Consider the following 18,794-nt stretch of genomic DNA (forward strand, 5'->3'; position numbering starts at 1 on the left):
ACTCTCCGTAGCGCCTCGACACTTTTTTATCGGGTTGCGGTACGTTGCAACGTTATTGTGAGGCTCTTCCCAGCCAGCTGTCCCAGTCTTTCCAGACCGGTTGTAATCCCTGAGCGCTCAGGGCGGCAGCGACCGCTTCCGGACGCCGCCCGTCATGCGGTACAAACTGCTCCAGCTCCGGGCGATCGTCGGCGTAGCCACCAGGTTGCGTTTTGGAAAACGCGCTGACGTTGTTGATCGCGAGTGGGACCACGCGATCGCGAAACGCCGGCGATTCACGCGTTGACAGGGATAACTCCACTTCCGGCGCGAACAGGCGAAACGCGCAGATGGTCTGCACCAGCTGGCGTTCATCCATAAGCGACGCCGGTTCAATCCCGCCAGCGCAAGGTCGCAGCCGGGGGAAAGAGATGGAATAACGGCTCTGCCAGTAGTGCTGCTGGAGCCACAGGAGATGTTCCGCCACCATGTAACAATCCACCCGCCAGCTGTCGGAGAGCCCGATCAGCGCACCTAGACCGATTTTGTCGATGCCAGCGCGACCCAGCCTGTCCGGGGTCTCCAGGCGGAAGATGAAATCCTGTTTCTTCCCCTTAAGATGATGCCGGGCATAGGTCGCCTCATGGTACGTTTCCTGATAGACCATGACCCCATCCAGACCGAGCGTTTTGAGCTCCGCGTACTCCTCCTGCGAAAGAGGCTGCACTTCCATCTGCAACGACGCGAATTGACGACGAATAGCGGGAAGGTGCTGGCGAAAATAGTCCATTCCCACCTTCCCCTGATGTTCGCCCGTTACCAGCAGCAGATGCTCGAAGCCCATTTCACGGATGGCCGCACACTCACGGGCAATCTCACCCTCATCGAGCGTTTTACGCCTGATGCGGTTGCTCATGGAGAAACCGCAGTAGGTACAGTCATTAGCGCACAGATTCGAAAGATAGAGCGGTACGTAGAAGCTCACCGTGTTGCCAAAGCGCTGACGGGTAAGCCGCTGGGCACGCTGGGCCATCGGTTCGAGGTACGCACTGGCCGCCGGCGAGAGCAGGGCCATCAGATCTTCGCGGGTCAGATGTCGGGCCTGCAACGCCCGCTCCACGTCGGCCGCCGTTTTGCTGTTGATGCGCAGGGCAATGTCGTCCCAGTTAAGCTGCCGCCAGCGCTCGGTAAACGTCCTCATGAGATCGCCTCCAGAAAACCGGTCAGCGGGCTGGTGGCCTGTGCCTGAAAACTGCGTGAACCGGGGCCGGATGCTCTTGCCAGCAAGCCGGCTTCGACAGCCATGCGGAACGCGCGGGCCATCATGACCGGATCGTCGGCAACCGCGATGGCGGTGTTCACCAGTACCGCATCGGCACCCATTTCCAGCGCCTGCGCGGCGTGGCTGGGTACGCCAATGCCGGCATCTACCACCACCGGTACGGTGGCCTGTTCGATGATAATTTCCAGCATCGCGCGGGTTTCCAGCCCCTGATTGGAGCCGATAGGCGCGCCCAGCGGCATGACGGCGGCGCAGCCGACCTCTTCCAGCCGTTTACACAGCACGGGATCGGCCCCGCAGTAAGGCAGAACAGTAAAGCCTTGCTGCACCAGCTTTTCAGCCGCTTTCAGCGTTTCGATGGGATCGGGCAGCAGCCAGCGCGCGTCCGGGTGAATTTCCAGCTTGAGCCAGCGTGTGCCCAGCGCTTCACGGGCCAGCTGAGCCGCAAAAATCGCCTCCTCGGCGGTTTTCGCACCGGAGGTGTTGGGCAGCAGCGTGACGCCCGCTTCCAGTAAGGGAGCCAGAATGGCGTCGCTGTGGTGGCGCAGATCCACGCGCTTGAGCGCCAGCGTCACCAACTGGCTGCCGCTTTCCCGAATGGCGTCCACCATCAGCTGCGGCGAGGCGAATTTCCCGGTTCCGGTAAACAGATGCGAATCAAAAACTTTATCAGCAATACGTAACATCTCAGCCCCCTGCGATAACCTGAAACAGCAGGATCTGGTCGCCCTCATTGACCTGCTGATGTTCCCACTGCTCGCGCGGCAGGATCTGTTGATTGAGTGCCAGCGCCGTTCCCGGCCTGAGCTGGCGCAGCTTGTCGAGCAGGACGGCAACGGTGAGGCCGTCATCGCATTTCATCGGCTCATCGTTAAACAGAATGCGCATTGTGGCCTCCGCACACCGGGCAGCGGCTGTCACGGTGCAGCGCCAGATGGCGCCAGCCGCTGGAGCGGGCATCAAACAGCCGCAGGGTATTGCGTTCCGTCTCCATGCCGCTGAGTAACTTGATGGCTTCCAGCGCCTGCATGGTGCCCATTACGCCGACCACCGGACCAAGAATGCCTGCCGTGCGGCAGTTGCGTTCCGGTTCGGCATCATCCGGCCACAGGCAGCGATAGCAGCCCTGTGCCCACGGTGGCGTCAGGACCATCATCTGGCCGCCGAACCCCACCGCACTGGCGGTGACGAGGGGGGTATGCGTGGCCACGCAGGCGGCGTTGATCGCCTGGCGCGTCGCCATATTGTCGGTACAGTCCAGCACCACATCAGCAAGGGCGACTTCACGCTGCAAATTTTCGCCGCTGAGCCGCTCCTGGCGCGCAATAAGCGTAATATCCGGGTTCAATTGATTCAGCCGCTGGCGGGTAATACGCGCTTTGGGCTGGTTGACATCCTCCGTGGTAAAAAGGATTTGGCGCTGCAGGTTACTGAGATGCACGTCGTCGTCGTCGGCCAGCACCAGCGTGCCCACGCCGGCGCCTGCCAGATAGAGCGCGGCAGGTGCGCCTAATCCTCCCAGACCAACAATCAGCGCCCGGCTGGCGAGCAGTTTTTGCTGCCCGTCGATGGCAATATCCTCCAGCAGGATCTGGCGGCTGTAGCGCATAAAATCACGATCATTCATCACCTGCTCCTGCCAGCTGTAACAGCTGTTCGGTGGCGGCCTGCCAGTTTGCGGCCTGGGTGATGGCGCTGACGACGGCAATACTGCCAACGCCCGTCTCCAGCACCGCCGGCGCCCGTTCAAGGCTAATGCCGCCGATGGCGACGGTAGGATAATCGGCAAGGCGTTTGACGTGACCCGCCAGCTGCGTCAGCCCCTGCGGTGCGGAGGGCATCTGTTTGGTTTGCGTCGGAAAGACGTGACCGAGCGCGATATAGGAGGGGCGAGCCGTCAGCGCCACGTCGATCTCCATGTCGTCGTGCGTTGACACCCCCAGCCGTAATCCGGCGTCCCGGATAGCGCTCAGGTCCGTTGTTTCCAGATCCTCCTGACCCAGATGCACGCCGTAAGCCTGGTGCTTAACGGCCAGTCGCCAGTAGTCGTTTATAAACAGACGGGCGTGATACTGACGCCCCAGCGCAATGGCGGCGACCACATCCGCCTCCACCTCGTCATCGTGTTTATCCTTGATGCGCAACTGGATCGTGCGAACGCCTGCCTCCAGCAGACGTTTGATCCACGCCACGCTGTCCACCACCGGATAGAGACCTAAACGGTAGGGGACGGGCGGAAAATCGGGCTGATACATTACGCCTCCTCTTTTTTGAGGTAGATTTCGCCGCCTTTGGCGCGGAAGGTTTCAGACATGTCCGCCATGCCCACTTCAATGGTTTGCGTGGCGGCGTAGTCGCGTACCTCCTGGCTGATTTTCATCGAGCAGAATTTCGGTCCGCACATGGAGCAGAAGTGCGCGACTTTGCCCGATTCCTGCGGCAGGGTCTCGTCGTGATAGGCGCGGGCGGTGAACGGGTCCAGCGCCAGGTTGAACTGATCTTCCCAGCGGAATTCAAAGCGTGCCTTCGACATGGCGTTATCGCGGATTTGCGCGCCGGGATGGCCTTTCGCCAGGTCCGCAGCGTGGGCGGCGATTTTGTAGGTAATCAGCCCCTGCTTCACGTCCTCTTTGTTAGGCAGGCCGAGGTGCTCTTTCGGCGTCACATAGCAGAGCATGGCGCAACCGAACCAGCCGATCATCGCCGCCCCAATCCCGGATGTGAAGTGGTCATAGCCTGGCGCAATATCGGTGGTCAACGGCCCCAGGGTGTAGAATGGCGCTTCGTGGCAGTGCTCCAGCTCTTCGGTCATATTGCGGCGGATCATCTGCATCGGCACATGTCCCGGGCCTTCAATCATCACCTGCACGTCATACTCCCAGGCGATTTTGGTCAGCTCGCCCAGGGTATGCAGCTCGGCAAACTGCGCTTCGTCGTTGGCGTCGCGAATGGAGCCCGGACGCAGGCCATCCCCCAGCGACAGGGAGACATCGTACGCGGCGCAGATTTCGCAGATCTCGCGGAAGTGTTCGTAGAGGAAGTTCTCTTTATGGTGCGACAGGCACCATTTGGCCATGATGGAGCCGCCGCGTGAGACAATACCGGTCAGACGTTTCGCCGTCATCGGCACGTAGCGCAGCAGTACGCCCGCGTGAATGGTGAAGTAATCTACGCCCTGTTCAGCCTGCTCCAGCAGCGTGTCGCGGAAGGCTTCCCAGGTGAGGTCTTCGGCAATGCCGTTGACCTTCTCCAGGGCCTGGTAGACGGGCACCGTTCCGATAGGAACCGGGCTGTTACGCAGGATCCACTCGCGGGTTTCGTGAATATAGCGCCCGGTTGAGAGATCCATGACCGTGTCCGCACCCCAGCGCGTTGACCAGACGAGCTTTTCCACCTCTTCTTCGATGGAAGAGGTGACGGCCGAGTTACCGATATTGGCGTTAACCTTCACCAGGAAATTGCGGCCGATAATCATCGGCTCAGATTCCGGGTGGTTGATGTTGGCGGGGATAATCGCACGGCCTGCGGCCACCTCATCACGCACAAACTCCGGCGTGATGTTCTCCGGCAGGCGAGCGCCAAAGCCTTCGCCCGGATGCTGATGGCGGAGCACTTCGCTGCGGATGCGCTCGCGCCCCATGTTTTCACGGATAGCGATAAACTCCATCTCCGGCGTGATAATACCCTGGCGCGCATAGTGCAACTGGGTCACACGTTTGCCCGCTTTCGCCCGTTTCGGCGTCAGCAGTCCGGCGAAGCGCAGCTCGTCAAGACCGTCGTCGGCCAGACGCGCTTTGGTGTAAGCCGAACTGCGATCAGACAGCGCTTCGCAGTCATTACGTTCATCAATCCATGGCTGGCGCAGTTTCGCCAGACCCTGCTGCACGTTAATGGCAACAGCAGGATCGCCGTACGGGCCGGAGGTGTCATACACCGGCACAGCTTCGTTGTCTTCATACTGCGGGTTATCTTTGCTGCCGCCGATAAGCGTCGGGCTCAGCTGGATTTCACGCATCGGGACGCGGATATCCGCCCGGGAGCCGGAAATGTAGATGCGTTTTGAGTTCGGGAAAGCAGTGCCTTCCAGGGTATCAATAAAGTGTTGGGCCTGTGCGCGCTGTTCGCGGCGGGTCAGTTTTGCAGTAGACATAGCTCATTCCAAAAGTGAAGGACATGGCTTGTCAGACGACGGATGAAGCAAGAGAGGATCGCCCAGGGGGCGATACAACAGCAGTGTGACTCTTGTTCCCTTCGCAGGTATTAACCTGATCAGGTTCCGCGGATCCCGAATTAACGGTCTCAGCCCGGCTTTCGCTCTGGGCACTCCGACAAGAAAAATCCCCCTCGTGAGAGGGGCGAATGGTTGTAAATTACTCGTTAACGATTAAGAACTCAAGCAGGGCGCACGATGTTATCTTCGGGGCTGGCATCAAGGACGAGGCTAATCAGCTTATCTTCCAGCGTGAATCGCTCTTCCAGCGCTTCGCCAAGGTCGGAAAGCGCCTGCTGGAACTCAAGATAGTTATCGTGATCGATGGCGTTCTCAAGCGTGGAATCGTAGTAATCCATGATCTGTTGGGTGTTGGCTTCCAGCAGCGGATAGAGTTTGCTGGCCGCTAAATACGGTGTTGTCCCTTCCATTTCGCGGATAATGCGTTCATAAATATTGAAATGGCCGTCGGACAGATAGTCGACCAGGCTCTGACAAAAATCATCCAGCGCTTTTTCATTCAACCGCATAAACGATTCTTTGCCAGGCTTAATACCGACCAGATTGTAATAAGCCACGAGTAGATGCTTGCGCACATGTAGCCAGCGATCCACCAGTTTGTTACTTCCTCTAACGCGCTCAGTCAGGCTTTCCAGCTGGTTTAACATGGTCGACTCCGCAAAGTGTAGGATTGAATCTGCTCATCCAGAATGTAACCACAATGCTAACAACATGTCAGTGAAGCGAAGGTAGTGCAATAGATATGGATCGTATTATTGAAAAATCAGATCTCGGTTGGTGGATCGTCAGTCACGAACAAAAATTATGGCTTCCTGACGGGGAGATCCCTTATGGCGCAGCAGAGAGGTTCGATCTTGTGGGCCAGCCGGCGCTGAAGATCGGCGAATGGCAGGGAGATGCGGTGTGGTTGATCCAACAACCCCGTCGTCAGGACATGGGATCGGTTCGACAGGTGTTGGATCTGGACGTGGGCCTGTTCCAGCTGGCGGGGCGTGGTGTACAGCTGGCGGAGTTTTACCGCTCGCATAAATACTGCGGCTACTGCGGTCACACTATGCACCCGAGCAAAACCGAGTGGGCGATGCTCTGCAGCCACTGCCGCGAACGCTACTACCCACAAATTGCGCCGTGCATTATCGTCGCTATCCGCCGGGAGGATTCTATCTTGCTGGCCCAGCATACCCGTCATCGCAACGGCATTCACACCGTGCTGGCTGGTTTCGTTGAGGTGGGTGAAACGCTGGAGCAGGCGGTGGCGCGCGAGGTGATGGAGGAGAGTGGGATTAAAGTGAAGAACCTGCGCTACGTGACCTCCCAGCCCTGGCCCTTCCCGCAGTCGCTGATGACGGCCTTTATGGCCGAATACGACAGCGGCGAGATCGTTATCGATCAGAAAGAGCTTCTGGAAGCGAACTGGTATCGCTATGACGATTTACCGCTGCTTCCCCCACCGGGCACCGTGGCGCGTCGGCTGATAGAAGATACCGTGGCGATGTGTCGGGCCGAGTATGAGTAGTGTTACACTGGGGCCATGACGCTTAAGGAACTGCAAAAATGACCGAACTGAAGAACGATCGTTATCTGCGTGCGCTGCTGCGCCAGCCCGTTGATGTCACCCCGGTATGGATGATGCGCCAGGCGGGACGCTATTTGCCAGAGTACAAAGCCACGCGCGCGCAGGCGGGTGATTTTATGTCGCTGTGCAAAAACGCCGAGCTGGCCTGCGAAGTGACGCTCCAGCCACTGCGTCGCTTCCCGCTGGATGCCGCCATTCTCTTTTCGGACATTCTGACCATTCCGGACGCGATGGGCCTTGGGCTCTATTTCGAAACCGGTGAGGGCCCGCGTTTTACCTCCCCGATTAAAAGCAAAGCCGATGTCGATAAGCTGCCGATCCCCGATCCGGAAGGAGAACTGGGGTATGTGATGAACGCTGTGCGCACCATTCGCCGCGAGCTGAAAGGCGAAGTGCCGCTGATTGGTTTTTCCGGCAGCCCATGGACGCTGGCGACCTATATGGTTGAAGGCGGCAGCAGCAAAGCCTTCACCCAGATTAAAAAGATGATGTACGCCGAGCCGCTGGCCCTGCATGCGCTTCTCGACAAGCTGGCGAAGAGCGTCACGCTCTACCTCAACGCGCAGATTAAAGCGGGTGCGCAGTCGGTCATGATTTTCGACACCTGGGGTGGCGTGCTGACCGGACGCGATTATCAGCAGTTCTCGCTGTACTACATGCACAAAATCGTCGACGGCCTGTTGCGTGAAAACGAAGGCCGCCGCGTGCCGGTGACGCTGTTCACCAAAGGTGGCGGTCAGTGGCTGGAAGCCATGGCGGCAACCGGTTGTGACGCGCTGGGTCTCGACTGGACCACCGATATCGCTGATGCCCGCCGCCGCGTGGGTGACAAAGTGGCGCTGCAGGGCAATATGGATCCTTCCATGCTCTATGCGCCGCCTGCCCGCATTGAGGAAGAAGTGTCGACTATACTGTCTGGTTTCGGCCAGGGTGAAGGACACGTCTTTAACCTTGGCCATGGTATTCATCAGGATGTGCCGCCAGAGCACGCTGGCGTATTTGTGGAGGCGGTGCATCGGCTTTCTGCCCAGTATCACCAGTAAGGAGTGGTTATGGATCTCGCGTCGCTACGCGCTCAGCAAATCGAACTGGCTTCATCAGTGATCCGTGAGGATCAGCTGGATAAGGATCCTCCGCAGTACATTGGCGGAGCCGACGTTGGGTTCGAGCAGGGCGGTGAAGTGACGCGAGCGGCAATGGTGGTTCTGAAATACCCTTCGCTTGAGCTGGTGGAATACAAGGTGGCGCGTATCGCCACCACCATGCCCTACATTCCCGGCTTTCTCTCCTTTCGTGAATATCCCGCGCTGCTGGCCGCGTGGGAGCAACTTTCGCAAAAACCCGACCTGCTGTTTGTCGATGGACACGGTATCTCACACCCGCGCCGTTTAGGCGTTGCCAGCCACTTTGGGCTGCTGGTGGATGTGCCGACCATTGGCGTCGCCAAGAAACGCCTGTGCGGCGCGTTTGAACCCCTTTCCGCCGAGCCGGGCGCGCTGGCGCCGCTTATCCATAAAGGCGAGCAGCTGGCATGGGTCTGGCGCAGTAAAGCCCGCTGTAACCCGCTGTTTATCGCCACCGGGCATCGGGTAAGCATGGACAGCGCTCTGGCGTGGGTGCAGCGCTGTATGAAGGGCTACCGTTTACCGGAACCCACGCGCTGGGCAGACGCCGTGGCCTCTTCGCGTCCAGCTTTTGTTCGTTGGCAGGAAATTCAGCGATGATTCAGGTAAACTGCGCCTAATTTTCGATTCGAGAGATCATCATGCTACAAAACCCGATTCACCTGCGCCTGGAAAAGCTGGAAAGCTGGCAGCACGTCACCTTTATGGCTTGCCTGTGCGAGCGCATGTATCCCAACTATGCCGCGTTTTGCAAGGAGACAGGCTTTGGCGATGGGCATATTTATCGTCGCATTCTGGATCTGATCTGGGAAACGCTGACGGTGAAAGACGCGAAGGTGAATTTCGACTCTCAGCTGGAAAAGCTGGAAGAGGCGATTCCGGTTGCGGATGATTTTGACCTGTATGGCGTCTACCCCGCGATTGATGCCTGCGTGGCGTTAAGCGAACTGCTTCACTCCCGTCTGAGTGGCGAAACGCTGGAGCATGCAATCGAAGTCAGTAAAGCGTCTATCACCACCGTGGCGATGCTGGAAATGACCCAGGAAGGTCGTGAAATGACCGACGAAGAGCTGCGTGCAAACCCGGCCGTAGAGCAAGAATGGGACATTCAGTGGGAAATTTTCCGCCTGCTGGCAGAGTGTGAAGAACGCGATATTGAGCTGATAAAAGGGCTGCGCGCAGACTTACGTGAGGCCGGCGAGAGCAATATTGGTATAATTTTTAACCAATGAGATAAGAAAACTTGAGATAACGCCCGTTTTGTCGCTCCTCGACTCTTCCCTTTCGACCCTTGTCTGGTCTACATTTGGGGGGCGAAAAAAAGTGGCTATCGGTGCGTGTATGCAGGAGAGTGCTTTTTTGGCATTTTCGTCGCACTCGATGCTTAGCAAGCGATAAACACATTGAAAGGATAACTTATGAACAAGACTCAACTGATTGATGTAATTGCGGACAAGGCTGATCTGTCTAAAGTGCAGGCTAAAGCTGCTCTGGAATCTACCCTGGCTGCTATTACTGAGTCTCTGAAAGAAGGTGATGCTGTACAACTGGTTGGTTTCGGTACCTTCAAAGTGAACCACCGCGCTGAGCGTACTGGCCGCAACCCGCAGACCGGTAAAGAAATCAAAATCGCCGCAGCTAACGTGCCGGCATTTGTTTCTGGTAAAGCACTGAAAGACGCTGTTAAGTAAGACGCGTGGCAGTGAACAGTTTTAGCGAAGGGGCGGCAACGCCCCTTTTGTCTTTCTGGCGTGGAACGCTCGCGCTGGCAGGCATACTGTTGCTGTCAGCCTGTAGCCACGATACCTCTCTGCCACCGTTTACCGCCAGTGGCTACGCTGATAACCAGGGTGCGGTCAGGATCTGGCGTAAAGATTCCGGCGGTGAAGTTCATCTGCTCTCTGCGTTTAGCCCGTGGCATAACGGCAATACGTCGACGGCGGAATATCGCTGGCAGGGCGATGAGCTGTCGCTCATTGAACTGAACGTCTACAGCAAAACCCCCGAACATGTGAAAGTGCGTTTTGACGACCACGGCGAGCTAAGCTTTATGCAGCGTGAAGTCAGCGGTCAAAAACAGCAGCTTTCCAGCGATCAAGTCGCGCTCTACCGTTACCGTGCTGAACAAATCCGCCAGACCAGCGATGCGCTGCGTCAGGGCCGCGTCGTGCTGCGCCAGGGTCGCTGGCATACTGATGGGACGGTGACAACTTGCGAAGGGCAGACCATCAAGCCTGACCTCGAATCCTGGGCCATCGAACACATCGAACGCCGTCAGCGGCATTCATCAATGGAAGTGAGTGTGGCGTGGCTTGACGCGCCGGAAGGCTCTCAGCTGCTGCTGGTGGCTAACGAAGACTTCTGCACCTGGCAGCCGACAGAGAAGAGTTTCTGAGTTCTGTGGATTAAGCCGGATGGCGCTAACGCTTATCCGGCCTACGAACGATCCCCTCTCCCTTTGGGAGAGGGTTAGGGTGAGAGGGAAATTACTCCCCCTGCTCACGCGCAATCGCGCGATAGCCGATATCCTGGCGGCTAAAGCTACCGTTCCAGTGAATATCCGCCATCAGCGCATAGGCGCGTTTCTGCGCTTCTGCTACGGTATGGCCCAGCGCGGTAGCACACAGCACGCGTCCGCCGTTGGTCAGTACGCGGTCATCGTCAGCCAGCTTCGTTCCGGCGTGGAATACCTTCGCGCCTTCAACCTCTTCCAGCGGCAGGCCGTGGATCTCATCACCGGTGTTGTAGTGGCCAGGGTATCCACCCGCAGCAATGACTACGCCCAGTGACGCACGCTCGTCCCACTCGGAAGTTTTCTCGTCCAGCTTACCTTCGCACGCCGCCAGGCACAGTTCTACCAGGTCGGATTTCATGCGCAGCATAATGGGCTGGGTTTCCGGATCGCCAAAGCGGCAGTTGAATTCGATGACCTTAGGATTACCCTGCTTGTCGATCATCAGGCCCGCATAGAGGAAACCGGTGTACGTATTCCCCTCGGCAGCCATCCCTTTTACGGTTGGCCAGATGATGCGATCCATTGTGCGCTGGTGCACTTCATCAGTGACCACCGGAGCAGGGGAGTAAGCCCCCATTCCGCCGGTATTCGGGCCGGTATCGCCATTGCCCACACGCTTATGATCCTGGCTGGTGGCCATCGGCAGAACGTGCTCGCCGTCGACCATCACGATAAAGCTCGCCTCTTCGCCGTCGAGGAACTCTTCAATCACAATGCGGTGGCCCGCATCGCCAAAGGCATTGCCTGCCAGCATATCCTGAACCGCGGCTTCGGCTTCTTCGAGCGTCATCGCTACGATCACGCCTTTCCCGGCAGCCAGGCCGTCGGCCTTAATGACAATCGGTGCGCCTTTTTCACGCAGGTAAGCCAGAGCGGGCTCAACCTCTGTGAAGTTCTGGTATTCCGCCGTCGGGATATTGTGACGTGCGAGGAAATCTTTGGTGAAAGCTTTGGAGCCCTCCAACTGGGCAGCACCTTCCGTCGGGCCGAAGATTTTCAGGCCTGCCGCGCGGAACGCATCCACCACGCCAATCACCAGCGGCGCTTCCGGGCCGACGATGGTCAGGTCGATTTTCTCGCTTTGGGCGAAACTCAACAGCGCCGGAATGTCGGTCACGCCGATAGCCACGTTCTGCAGCGCGGGTTCCAGGGCGGTACCGGCGTTGCCCGGCGCCACGAAGACCGTTTTCACCAGCGGAGACTGGGCCGCTTTCCATGCCAGAGCATGCTCGCGTCCGCCGTTACCAATCACTAATACTTTCATTTTCTGCTCCGGGAATTAATGGCGGAAGTGACGCATGTCGGTGAAGATCATCGCAATGCCGTGTTCGTCGGCAGCGGCAATCACTTCGTCGTCACGGATAGAACCACCTGGCTGGATCACGCAGGTGATGCCTACCGCGGCAGCCGCGTCAATACCGTCACGGAACGGGAAGAAGGCATCAGAGGCCATGGCGGAGCCTTTGACTTCCAGACCTTCGTCACCTGCTTTAATACCCGCGATTTTCGCCGAGTAAACGCGGCTCATCTGGCCTGCGCCTATCCCGATGGTCATGTTCTCTTTGGCGTAAACAATGGCGTTGGATTTGACGAACTTCGCCACTTTCCAGCAGAACAGCGCGTCACGCAGCTCCTGCTCTGTCGGCTGACGCTTGGTCACCACGCGCAGGTCGGCTTCTGTCACCATACCCAGATCGCGGTCCTGAACCAGCAGGCCGCCGTTCACGCGTTTGAAGTCCAGGCCCGGAACGCGTTCCGCCCACTGGCCGCAAACCAGGACGCGCACGTTCTGTTTCGCCGCAGTGATCTTCAGCGCTTCTTCAGACGCCGATGGCGCGATGATCACTTCAACAAACTGACGGGAGATAATGGCCTGTGCGGTTTCGGCATCCAGTTCGCGGTTAAACGCGATAATGCCGCCGAAGGCAGACGTCGGGTCGGTTTTATACGCGCGGTCATAGGCATCCAGAATGGAGGTGCTCACGGCAACGCCGCATGGGTTTGCGTGCTTGACGATAACGCAGGCAGGCTCGCTGAATTCTTTCACGCATTCCAGCGCGGCGTCGGTGTCGGCAATGTTGTTATAGGAGAGCGCCTTACCCTGAACCTGCCGGGCGGTCGCAACAGAGGCTTCTTTTACCTCTTCTTCTATATAGAAGGCAGCCTGCTGGTGGCTGTTCTCACCATAACGCATATCCTGCTTCTTGATGAAGTTCAGGTTCAGGGTGCGCGGGAAGCGACCGGAAGGATCTTTACTTTCACCGTGGTAAGCCGGTACCAGGCTACCGAAGTAGTTGGCAATCATGCTGTCGTACGCAGCGGTGTGTTCGAAGGCTTTGATGGCGAGGTCGAAACGCGTTTCCAGGGTCAGTGACCCTTCGTTGGCGTCCATCTCATTAATAATGGCTTCGTAATCGCTGCTCTTTACGACGATGGCGACATCTTTATGGTTCTTGGCCGCGGAGCGCACCATGGTCGGGCCGCCGATATCAATATTTTCTACGGCATCTTCCAGAGAGCAGCCTTCACGGGCAACGGTCTGGGCGAACGGATAGAGGTTAACGACAACCATGTCGATTGGCGCGATCTCATGCTGTTCCATAATGGCGTCGTCCTGACCGCGACGGCCAAGAATACCGCCGTGGACTTTTGGGTGCAGGGTTTTGACGCGTCCATCCATCATTTCCGGGAAACCGGTGTAATCGGACACTTCGGTTACCGGCAGACCTTTATCTGCTAACAGGCGAGCGGTACCGCCTGTAGATAGCAGCTCCACACCGCGTGCAGAAAGTGCCTGAGCGAATTCGACGATACCGGCTTTATCAGAAACACTGAGCAGAGCGCGGCGGACTGGACGACGTTGTTGCATGGTAAATCCCCTGGATTTCACGATTACAGAGAGCGTTAGATGAATTTTCCTGTGAAAAACTCATCTAACACACCTGACGAGGCATCCTTGTGAAGCGCGAGCATTTTAACGAAAACGTTTGCGCAACGCTCGCACATTTTCACTTTTTCGTATCATTGTGGATAAGTCTGTGTGTAAAAAGGTATAAGGCGGGGTTTTGCTGTGGAATGCAGCAGTCAGTCATCTTTCTGTCATTTAGCGGTTGCGGCCTGCGGAGAACTCCCTATAATGCGCCTCCATCGACACGGCGGATGTGAATCACTTCACAAACAGCCCGGTCGGTTGAAGAGAAAAAATCCTGAAATAACGGGTTGACTCTGAAAGAGGAAAGCGTAATATACGCCACCTCGCAACGGTGAGCTGAAAGCCGCGTTGCAACTGCTCTTTAACAATTTATCAGACAATCTGTGTGGGCACTCAAAGTGACATGGATTCTTAATGTCTTCGGACAATAAATGAATACCAAGTCTCTGAGTGAACACGTAATTCATTACGAAGTTTAATTCACGAGCATCAAACTTAAATTGAAGAGTTTGATCATGGCTCAGATTGAACGCTGGCGGCAGGCCTAACACATGCAAGTCGAACGGTAGCACAGAGAGCTTGCTCTCGGGTGACGAGTGGCGGACGGGTGAGTAATGTCTGGGAAACTGCCTGATGGAGGGGGATAACTACTGGAAACGGTAGCTAATACCGCATAACGTCGCAAGACCAAAGAGGGGGACCTTCGGGCCTCTTGCCATCAGATGTGCCCAGATGGGATTAGCTAGTAGGTGGGGTAACGGCTCACCTAGGCGACGATCCCTAGCTGGTCTGAGAGGATGACCAGCCACACTGGAACTGAGACACGGTCCAGACTCCTACGGGAGGCAGCAGTGGGGAATATTGCACAATGGGCGCAAGCCTGATGCAGCCATGCCGCGTGTATGAAGAAGGCCTTCGGGTTGTAAAGTACTTTCAGCGGGGAGGAAGGCGTTGTGGTTAATAACCACAGCGATTGACGTTACCCGCAGAAGAAGCACCGGCTAACTCCGTGCCAGCAGCCGCGGTAATACGGAGGGTGCAAGCGTTAATCGGAATTACTGGGCGTAAAGCGCACGCAGGCGGTCTGTCAAGTCGGATGTGAAATCCCCGGGCTCAACCTGGGAACTGCATTCGAAACTGGCAGGCTAGAGTCTTGTAGAGGGGGGTAGAATTCCAGGTGTAGCGGTGAAATGCGTAGAGATCTGGAGGAATACCGGTGGCGAAGGCGGCCCCCTGGACAAAGACTGACGCTCAGGTGCGAAAGCGTGGGGAGCAAACAGGATTAGATACCCTGGTAGTCCACGCCGTAAACGATGTCGACTTGGAGGTTGTGCCCTTGAGGCGTGGCTTCCGGAGCTAACGCGTTAAGTCGACCGCCTGGGGAGTACGGCCGCAAGGTTAAAACTCAAATGAATTGACGGGGGCCCGCACAAGCGGTGGAGCATGTGGTTTAATTCGATGCAACGCGAAGAACCTTACCTACTCTTGACATCCAGAGAACTTAGCAGAGATGCTTTGGTGCCTTCGGGAACTCTGAGACAGGTGCTGCATGGCTGTCGTCAGCTCGTGTTGTGAAATGTTGGGTTAAGTCCCGCAACGAGCGCAACCCTTATCCTTTGTTGCCAGCGGTCCGGCCGGGAACTCAAAGGAGACTGCCAGTGATAAACTGGAGGAAGGTGGGGATGACGTCAAGTCATCATGGCCCTTACGAGTAGGGCTACACACGTGCTACAATGGCGTATACAAAGAGAAGCGACCTCGCGAGAGCAAGCGGACCTCATAAAGTGCGTCGTAGTCCGGATTGGAGTCTGCAACTCGACTCCATGAAGTCGGAATCGCTAGTAATCGTAGATCAGAATGCTACGGTGAATACGTTCCCGGGCCTTGTACACACCGCCCGTCACACCATGGGAGTGGGTTGCAAAAGAAGTAGGTAGCTTAACCTTCGGGAGGGCGCTTACCACTTTGTGATTCATGACTGGGGTGAAGTCGTAACAAGGTAACCGTAGGGGAACCTGCGGTTGGATCACCTCCTTACCTTAAAGAACCTGCCTTTGTAGTGCTCACACAGATTGTCTGATGAATGATGAACTTCTGAATGTACTTTTGAGTGCATTAAGAAGTTTTGCTCTTTAAAAATCTGGATCAAGCTGAAAATTGAAACGACACACAGTTAATGTGTGTTCGAGTCTCTCAAATTTTCGCAATCAGAAGTGAAACATCTTCGGGTTGTGAGGTTAAGCGACTAAGCGTACACGGTGGATGCCCTGGCAGTCAGAGGCGATGAAGGACGTGCTAATCTGCGAAAAGCGCCGGCGAGGTGATATGAACCTTTGACCCGGCGATGTCCGAATGGGGAAACCCAGTGTGTTCCGACACACTATCGTTAACTGAATACATAGGTTAACGAGGCGAACCGGGGGAACTGAAACATCTAAGTACCCCGAGGAAAAGAAATCAACCGAGATTCCCCAGTAGCGGCGAGCGAACGGGGAGCAGCCCAGAGTCTGAATCAGCTTGTGTGTTAGTGGAACGGTCTGGAAAGTCCGACGGTACAGGGTGATAGTCCCGTACACGAAAACACACAGGTTGTGAACTCGAAGAGTAGGGCGGGACACGTGGTATCCTGTCTGAATATGGGGGGACCATCCTCCAAGGCTAAATACTCCTGACTGACCGATAGTGAACCAGTACCGTGAGGGAAAGGCGAAAAGAACCCCGGCGAGGGGAGTGAAAAAGAACCTGAAACCGTGTACGTACAAGCAGTGGGAGCACCTTCGGGTGTGACTGCGTACCTTTTGTATAATGGGTCAGCGACTTATATTCTGTAGCAAGGTTAACCGTATAGGGGAGCCGAAGGGAAACCGAGTCTTAACTGGGCGTTAAGTTGCAGGGTATAGACCCGAAACCCGGTGATCTAGCCATGGGCAGGTTGAAGGTTGGGTAACACTAACTGGAGGACCGAACCGACTAATGTTGAAAAATTAGCGGATGACTTGTGGCTGGGGGTGAAAGGCCAATCAAACCGGGAGATAGCTGGTTCTCCCCGAAAGCTATTTAGGTAGCGCCTCGTGAACTCATCTTCGGGGGTAGAGCACTGTTTCGGCTAGGGGGCCATCCCGGCTTACCAACCCGATGCAAACTACGAATACCGAAGAATGTTATCACGGGAGACACACGGCGGGTGCTAACGTCCGTCGTGAAGAGGGAAACAACCCAGACCGCCAGCTAAGGTCCCAAAGTCATGGTTAAGTGGGAAACGATGTGGGAAGGCACAGACAGCCAGGATGTTGGCTTAGAAGCAGCCATCATTTAAAGAAAGCGTAATAGCTCACTGGTCGAGTCGGCCTGCGCGGAAGATGTAACGGGGCTAAACCATGCACCGAAGCTGCGGCAGCGACGCTTATGCGTTGTTGGGTAGGGGAGCGTTCTGTAAGCCGTTGAAGGTGGCCTGTGAGGGTTGCTGGAGGTATCAGAAGTGCGAATGCTGACATAAGTAACGATAAAGCGGGTGAAAAGCCCGCTCGCCGGAAGACCAAGGGTTCCTGTCCAACGTTAATCGGGGCAGGGTGAGTCGACCCCTAAGGCGAGGCCGAAAGGCGTAGTCGATGGGAAACAGGTTAATATTCCTGTACTTGGTGTTACTGCGAAGGGGGGACGGAGAAGGCTATGTTAGCCGGGCGACGGTTGTCCCGGTTTAAGCATGTAGGCGGAGGTTCCAGGTAAATCCGGTACCTTTTTAACGCTGAGGTGTGATGACGAGGCACTACGGTGCTGAAGTAACAAATGCCCTGCTTCCAGGAAAAGCCTCTAAGCATCAGGTAACATCAAATCGTACCCCAAACCGACACAGGTGGTCAGGTAGAGAATACCAAGGCGCTTGAGAGAACTCGGGTGAAGGAACTAGGCAAAATGGTGCCGTAACTTCGGGAGAAGGCACGCTGATATGTAGGTGAAGCCCCTGCGGGTGGAGCTGAAATCAGTCGAAGATACCAGCTGGCTGCAACTGTTTATTAAAAACACAGCACTGTGCAAACACGAAAGTGGACGTATACGGTGTGACGCCTGCCCGGTGCCGGAAGGTTAATTGATGGGGTTAGCGGTAACGCGAAGCTCTTGATCGAAGCCCCGGTAAACGGCGGCCGTAACTATAACGGTCCTAAGGTAGCGAAATTCCTTGTCGGGTAAGTTCCGACCTGCACGAATGGCGTAATGATGGCCAGGCTGTCTCCACCCGAGACTCAGTGAAATTGAACTCGCTGTGAAGATGCAGTGTACCCGCGGCAAGACGGAAAGACCCCGTGAACCTTTACTATAGCTTGACACTGAACACTGGTCCTTGATGTGTAGGATAGGTGGGAGGCTTTGAAGTGTGGACGCCAGTCTGCATGGAGCCGTCCTTGAAATACCACCCTTTAATGGCTGGTGTTCTAACGTAGACCCGTGATCCGGGTTGCGGACAGTGTCTGGTGGGTAGTTTGACTGGGGCGGTCTCCTCCCAAAGAGTAACGGAGGAGCACGAAGGTTAGCTAATCCTGGTCGGACATCAGGAGGTTAGTGCAATGGCATAAGCTAGCTTGACTGCGAGAGTGACGGCTCGAGCAGGTGCGAAAGCAGGTCATAGTGATCCGGTGGTTCTGAATGGAAGGGCCATCGCTCAACGGATAAAAGGTACTCCGGGGATAACAGGCTGATACCGCCCAAGAGTTCATATCGACGGCGGTGTTTGGCACCTCGATGTCGGCTCATCACATCCTGGGGCTGAAGTAGGTCCCAAGGGTATGGCTGTTCGCCATTTAAAGTGGTACGCGAGCTGGGTTTAGAACGTCGTGAGACAGTTCGGTCCCTATCTGCCGTGGGCGCTGGAGAATTGAGGGGGCTGCTCCTAGTACGAGAGGACCGGAGTGGACGCATCACTGGTGTTCGGGTTGTCATGCCAATGGCACTGCCCGGTAGCTAAATGCGGAAGAGATAAGTGCTGAAAGCATCTAAGCACGAAACTTGCCCCGAGATGAGTTCTCCCTGAGACTTTAAGTCTCCTGAAGGAACGTTGAAGACGACGACGTTGATAGGTCGGGTGTGTAAGCGCAGCGATGCGTTGAGCTAACCGATACTAATGAACCGTGAGGCTTAACCTTACAACGCCGAAGATGTT

At 56.3% G+C, this 18,794-nt stretch carries 15 protein-coding genes, 2 rRNA genes and 1 riboswitch; of the genes, 8 read left to right on the forward strand and 9 right to left on the reverse strand.

The window, feature by feature from the left end:
* Positions 1-52: 52 nt before the first annotated feature.
* The 7 genes from thiH to C1N69_RS01115 form a co-directional block, all read right to left on the reverse strand.
* Positions 53-1,180, reverse strand: a complete 1,128-nt coding sequence (thiH, locus tag C1N69_RS01085; RefSeq protein WP_155030538.1) for a 2-iminoacetate synthase ThiH — start codon at positions 1,178-1,180, stop codon at positions 53-55.
* On the reverse strand, positions 1,177-1,947 hold the full coding sequence (gene thiG, locus C1N69_RS01090) for a thiazole synthase (protein ID WP_155030539.1): 771 nt from the start codon (positions 1,945-1,947) through the stop codon (positions 1,177-1,179). The genes thiH and thiG overlap by 4 nt, the downstream gene beginning before the upstream one ends.
* Before the next feature lies 1 nt (position 1,948).
* Positions 1,949-2,149 carry a sulfur carrier protein ThiS gene (gene thiS, locus C1N69_RS01095; RefSeq protein ID WP_025759613.1) on the reverse strand — a complete coding sequence of 67 codons (201 nt, stop codon included), beginning with the start codon at positions 2,147-2,149 and terminating at the stop codon, positions 1,949-1,951.
* Complete coding sequence (locus tag C1N69_RS01100) at positions 2,133-2,888, reverse strand: HesA/MoeB/ThiF family protein (protein WP_094917992.1); 756 nt, start codon at positions 2,886-2,888, stop codon at positions 2,133-2,135. Before C1N69_RS01100 ends, thiS begins: the two co-directional genes overlap by 17 nt.
* Complete coding sequence (thiE, locus tag C1N69_RS01105; protein ID WP_025759610.1) at positions 2,881-3,516, reverse strand: thiamine phosphate synthase; 636 nt, start codon at positions 3,514-3,516, stop codon at positions 2,881-2,883. Before thiE ends, C1N69_RS01100 begins: the two co-directional genes overlap by 8 nt.
* On the reverse strand, positions 3,516-5,411 hold the full coding sequence (gene thiC, locus C1N69_RS01110; RefSeq protein WP_025759609.1) for a phosphomethylpyrimidine synthase ThiC: 1,896 nt from the start codon (positions 5,409-5,411) through the stop codon (positions 3,516-3,518). The genes thiE and thiC overlap by 1 nt, the downstream gene beginning before the upstream one ends.
* A gap of 79 nt (positions 5,412-5,490) precedes the next feature.
* Positions 5,491-5,599, reverse strand: a riboswitch (TPP riboswitch).
* Positions 5,600-5,653: 54 nt separating this feature from the next.
* Positions 5,654-6,139 (reverse strand): Rsd/AlgQ family anti-sigma factor, encoded by a 486-nt coding sequence (locus C1N69_RS01115; RefSeq protein ID WP_025759608.1) that lies wholly within the window; start codon positions 6,137-6,139, stop codon positions 5,654-5,656.
* A gap of 95 nt (positions 6,140-6,234) precedes the next feature.
* On the opposite strand from C1N69_RS01115, the gene nudC reads away from it, so the two are divergent.
* The 6 genes from nudC to C1N69_RS01145 all read left to right on the forward strand — a co-directional run bounded on the left by nudC (position 6,235) and on the right by C1N69_RS01145 (position 10,587).
* Positions 6,235-7,008 carry an NAD(+) diphosphatase gene (gene nudC, locus C1N69_RS01120; RefSeq protein ID WP_155030540.1) on the forward strand — a complete coding sequence of 258 codons (774 nt, stop codon included), beginning with the start codon at positions 6,235-6,237 and terminating at the stop codon, positions 7,006-7,008.
* 38 nt (positions 7,009-7,046) lie between these two features.
* Positions 7,047-8,111 carry a uroporphyrinogen decarboxylase gene (gene hemE / locus C1N69_RS01125; RefSeq protein WP_047957510.1) on the forward strand — a complete coding sequence of 355 codons (1,065 nt, stop codon included), beginning with the start codon at positions 7,047-7,049 and terminating at the stop codon, positions 8,109-8,111.
* A 9-nt stretch (positions 8,112-8,120) separates the two neighbouring features.
* Positions 8,121-8,792 carry a deoxyribonuclease V gene (gene nfi / locus C1N69_RS01130; protein WP_047957511.1) on the forward strand — a complete coding sequence of 224 codons (672 nt, stop codon included), beginning with the start codon at positions 8,121-8,123 and terminating at the stop codon, positions 8,790-8,792.
* Between the two features lie 41 nt (positions 8,793-8,833).
* Entirely contained in the window at positions 8,834-9,424 is a 591-nt protein-coding gene (locus tag C1N69_RS01135) for a YjaG family protein (protein ID WP_032644509.1), read from the forward strand.
* 186 nt (positions 9,425-9,610) lie between these two features.
* Positions 9,611-9,883 carry a nucleoid-associated protein HU-alpha gene (gene hupA / locus C1N69_RS01140; protein WP_002445246.1) on the forward strand — a complete coding sequence of 91 codons (273 nt, stop codon included), beginning with the start codon at positions 9,611-9,613 and terminating at the stop codon, positions 9,881-9,883.
* 11 nt (positions 9,884-9,894) lie between these two features.
* Positions 9,895-10,587, forward strand: a complete 693-nt coding sequence (locus tag C1N69_RS01145; protein WP_047957512.1) for a DUF1481 domain-containing protein — start codon at positions 9,895-9,897, stop codon at positions 10,585-10,587.
* Positions 10,588-10,678: 91 nt separating this feature from the next.
* On the opposite strand, the gene purD is transcribed toward C1N69_RS01145, so the two are convergent.
* Positions 10,679-11,971 (reverse strand): phosphoribosylamine--glycine ligase, encoded by a 1,293-nt coding sequence (gene purD, locus C1N69_RS01150; RefSeq protein ID WP_095442149.1) that lies wholly within the window; start codon positions 11,969-11,971, stop codon positions 10,679-10,681.
* Positions 11,972-11,986: 15 nt separating this feature from the next.
* Entirely contained in the window at positions 11,987-13,576 is a 1,590-nt protein-coding gene (gene purH, locus C1N69_RS01155; RefSeq protein WP_095442150.1) for a bifunctional phosphoribosylaminoimidazolecarboxamide formyltransferase/IMP cyclohydrolase, read from the reverse strand.
* A 560-nt stretch (positions 13,577-14,136) separates the two neighbouring features.
* Between purH and C1N69_RS01165 the strand changes: the two genes are divergently transcribed.
* Positions 14,137-15,676: ribosomal RNA gene (locus C1N69_RS01165) — 16S ribosomal RNA — on the forward strand.
* A 198-nt stretch (positions 15,677-15,874) separates the two neighbouring features.
* Positions 15,875-18,777, forward strand: a 23S ribosomal RNA gene (locus tag C1N69_RS01170).
* The 16S and 23S rRNA genes sit together here, the layout of an rRNA operon.
* The last annotated feature ends 17 nt before the right edge of the window (positions 18,778-18,794 follow it).

The sequence above is a fragment of the Enterobacter sichuanensis genome (assembly GCF_009036245.1).
GTDB classification, from domain to species: domain Bacteria; phylum Pseudomonadota; class Gammaproteobacteria; order Enterobacterales; family Enterobacteriaceae; genus Enterobacter; species Enterobacter sichuanensis.

Excerpts from the sequence above, each read along its gene's own strand:
- thiG (WP_155030539.1), bottom strand. The coding sequence starts at position 1,947 with ATGTTACGTATTGCTGATAAAGTTTTTGATTCGCATCTGTTTACCGGA.
- C1N69_RS01100 (WP_094917992.1), bottom strand. The coding sequence starts at position 2,888 with ATGAATGATCGTGATTTTATGCGCTACAGCCGCCAGATCCTGCTGGAG.
- purD (WP_095442149.1), bottom strand. The coding sequence starts at position 11,971 with ATGAAAGTATTAGTGATTGGTAACGGCGGACGCGAGCATGCTCTGGCA.
- thiE (WP_025759610.1), bottom strand. The coding sequence starts at position 3,516 with ATGTATCAGCCCGATTTTCCGCCCGTCCCCTACCGTTTAGGTCTCTAT.
- C1N69_RS01135 (WP_032644509.1), top strand. The coding sequence starts at position 8,834 with ATGCTACAAAACCCGATTCACCTGCGCCTGGAAAAGCTGGAAAGCTGG.
- hemE (WP_047957510.1), top strand. The coding sequence starts at position 7,047 with ATGACCGAACTGAAGAACGATCGTTATCTGCGTGCGCTGCTGCGCCAG.
- thiC (WP_025759609.1), bottom strand. The coding sequence starts at position 5,411 with ATGTCTACTGCAAAACTGACCCGCCGCGAACAGCGCGCACAGGCCCAA.
- hupA (WP_002445246.1), top strand. The coding sequence starts at position 9,611 with ATGAACAAGACTCAACTGATTGATGTAATTGCGGACAAGGCTGATCTG.
- nudC (WP_155030540.1), top strand. The coding sequence starts at position 6,235 with ATGGATCGTATTATTGAAAAATCAGATCTCGGTTGGTGGATCGTCAGT.
- thiS (WP_025759613.1), bottom strand. The coding sequence starts at position 2,149 with ATGCGCATTCTGTTTAACGATGAGCCGATGAAATGCGATGACGGCCTC.
- thiH (WP_155030538.1), bottom strand. The coding sequence starts at position 1,180 with ATGAGGACGTTTACCGAGCGCTGGCGGCAGCTTAACTGGGACGACATT.
- C1N69_RS01115 (WP_025759608.1), bottom strand. The coding sequence starts at position 6,139 with ATGTTAAACCAGCTGGAAAGCCTGACTGAGCGCGTTAGAGGAAGTAAC.
- nfi (WP_047957511.1), top strand. The coding sequence starts at position 8,121 with ATGGATCTCGCGTCGCTACGCGCTCAGCAAATCGAACTGGCTTCATCA.
- purH (WP_095442150.1), bottom strand. The coding sequence starts at position 13,576 with ATGCAACAACGTCGTCCAGTCCGCCGCGCTCTGCTCAGTGTTTCTGAT.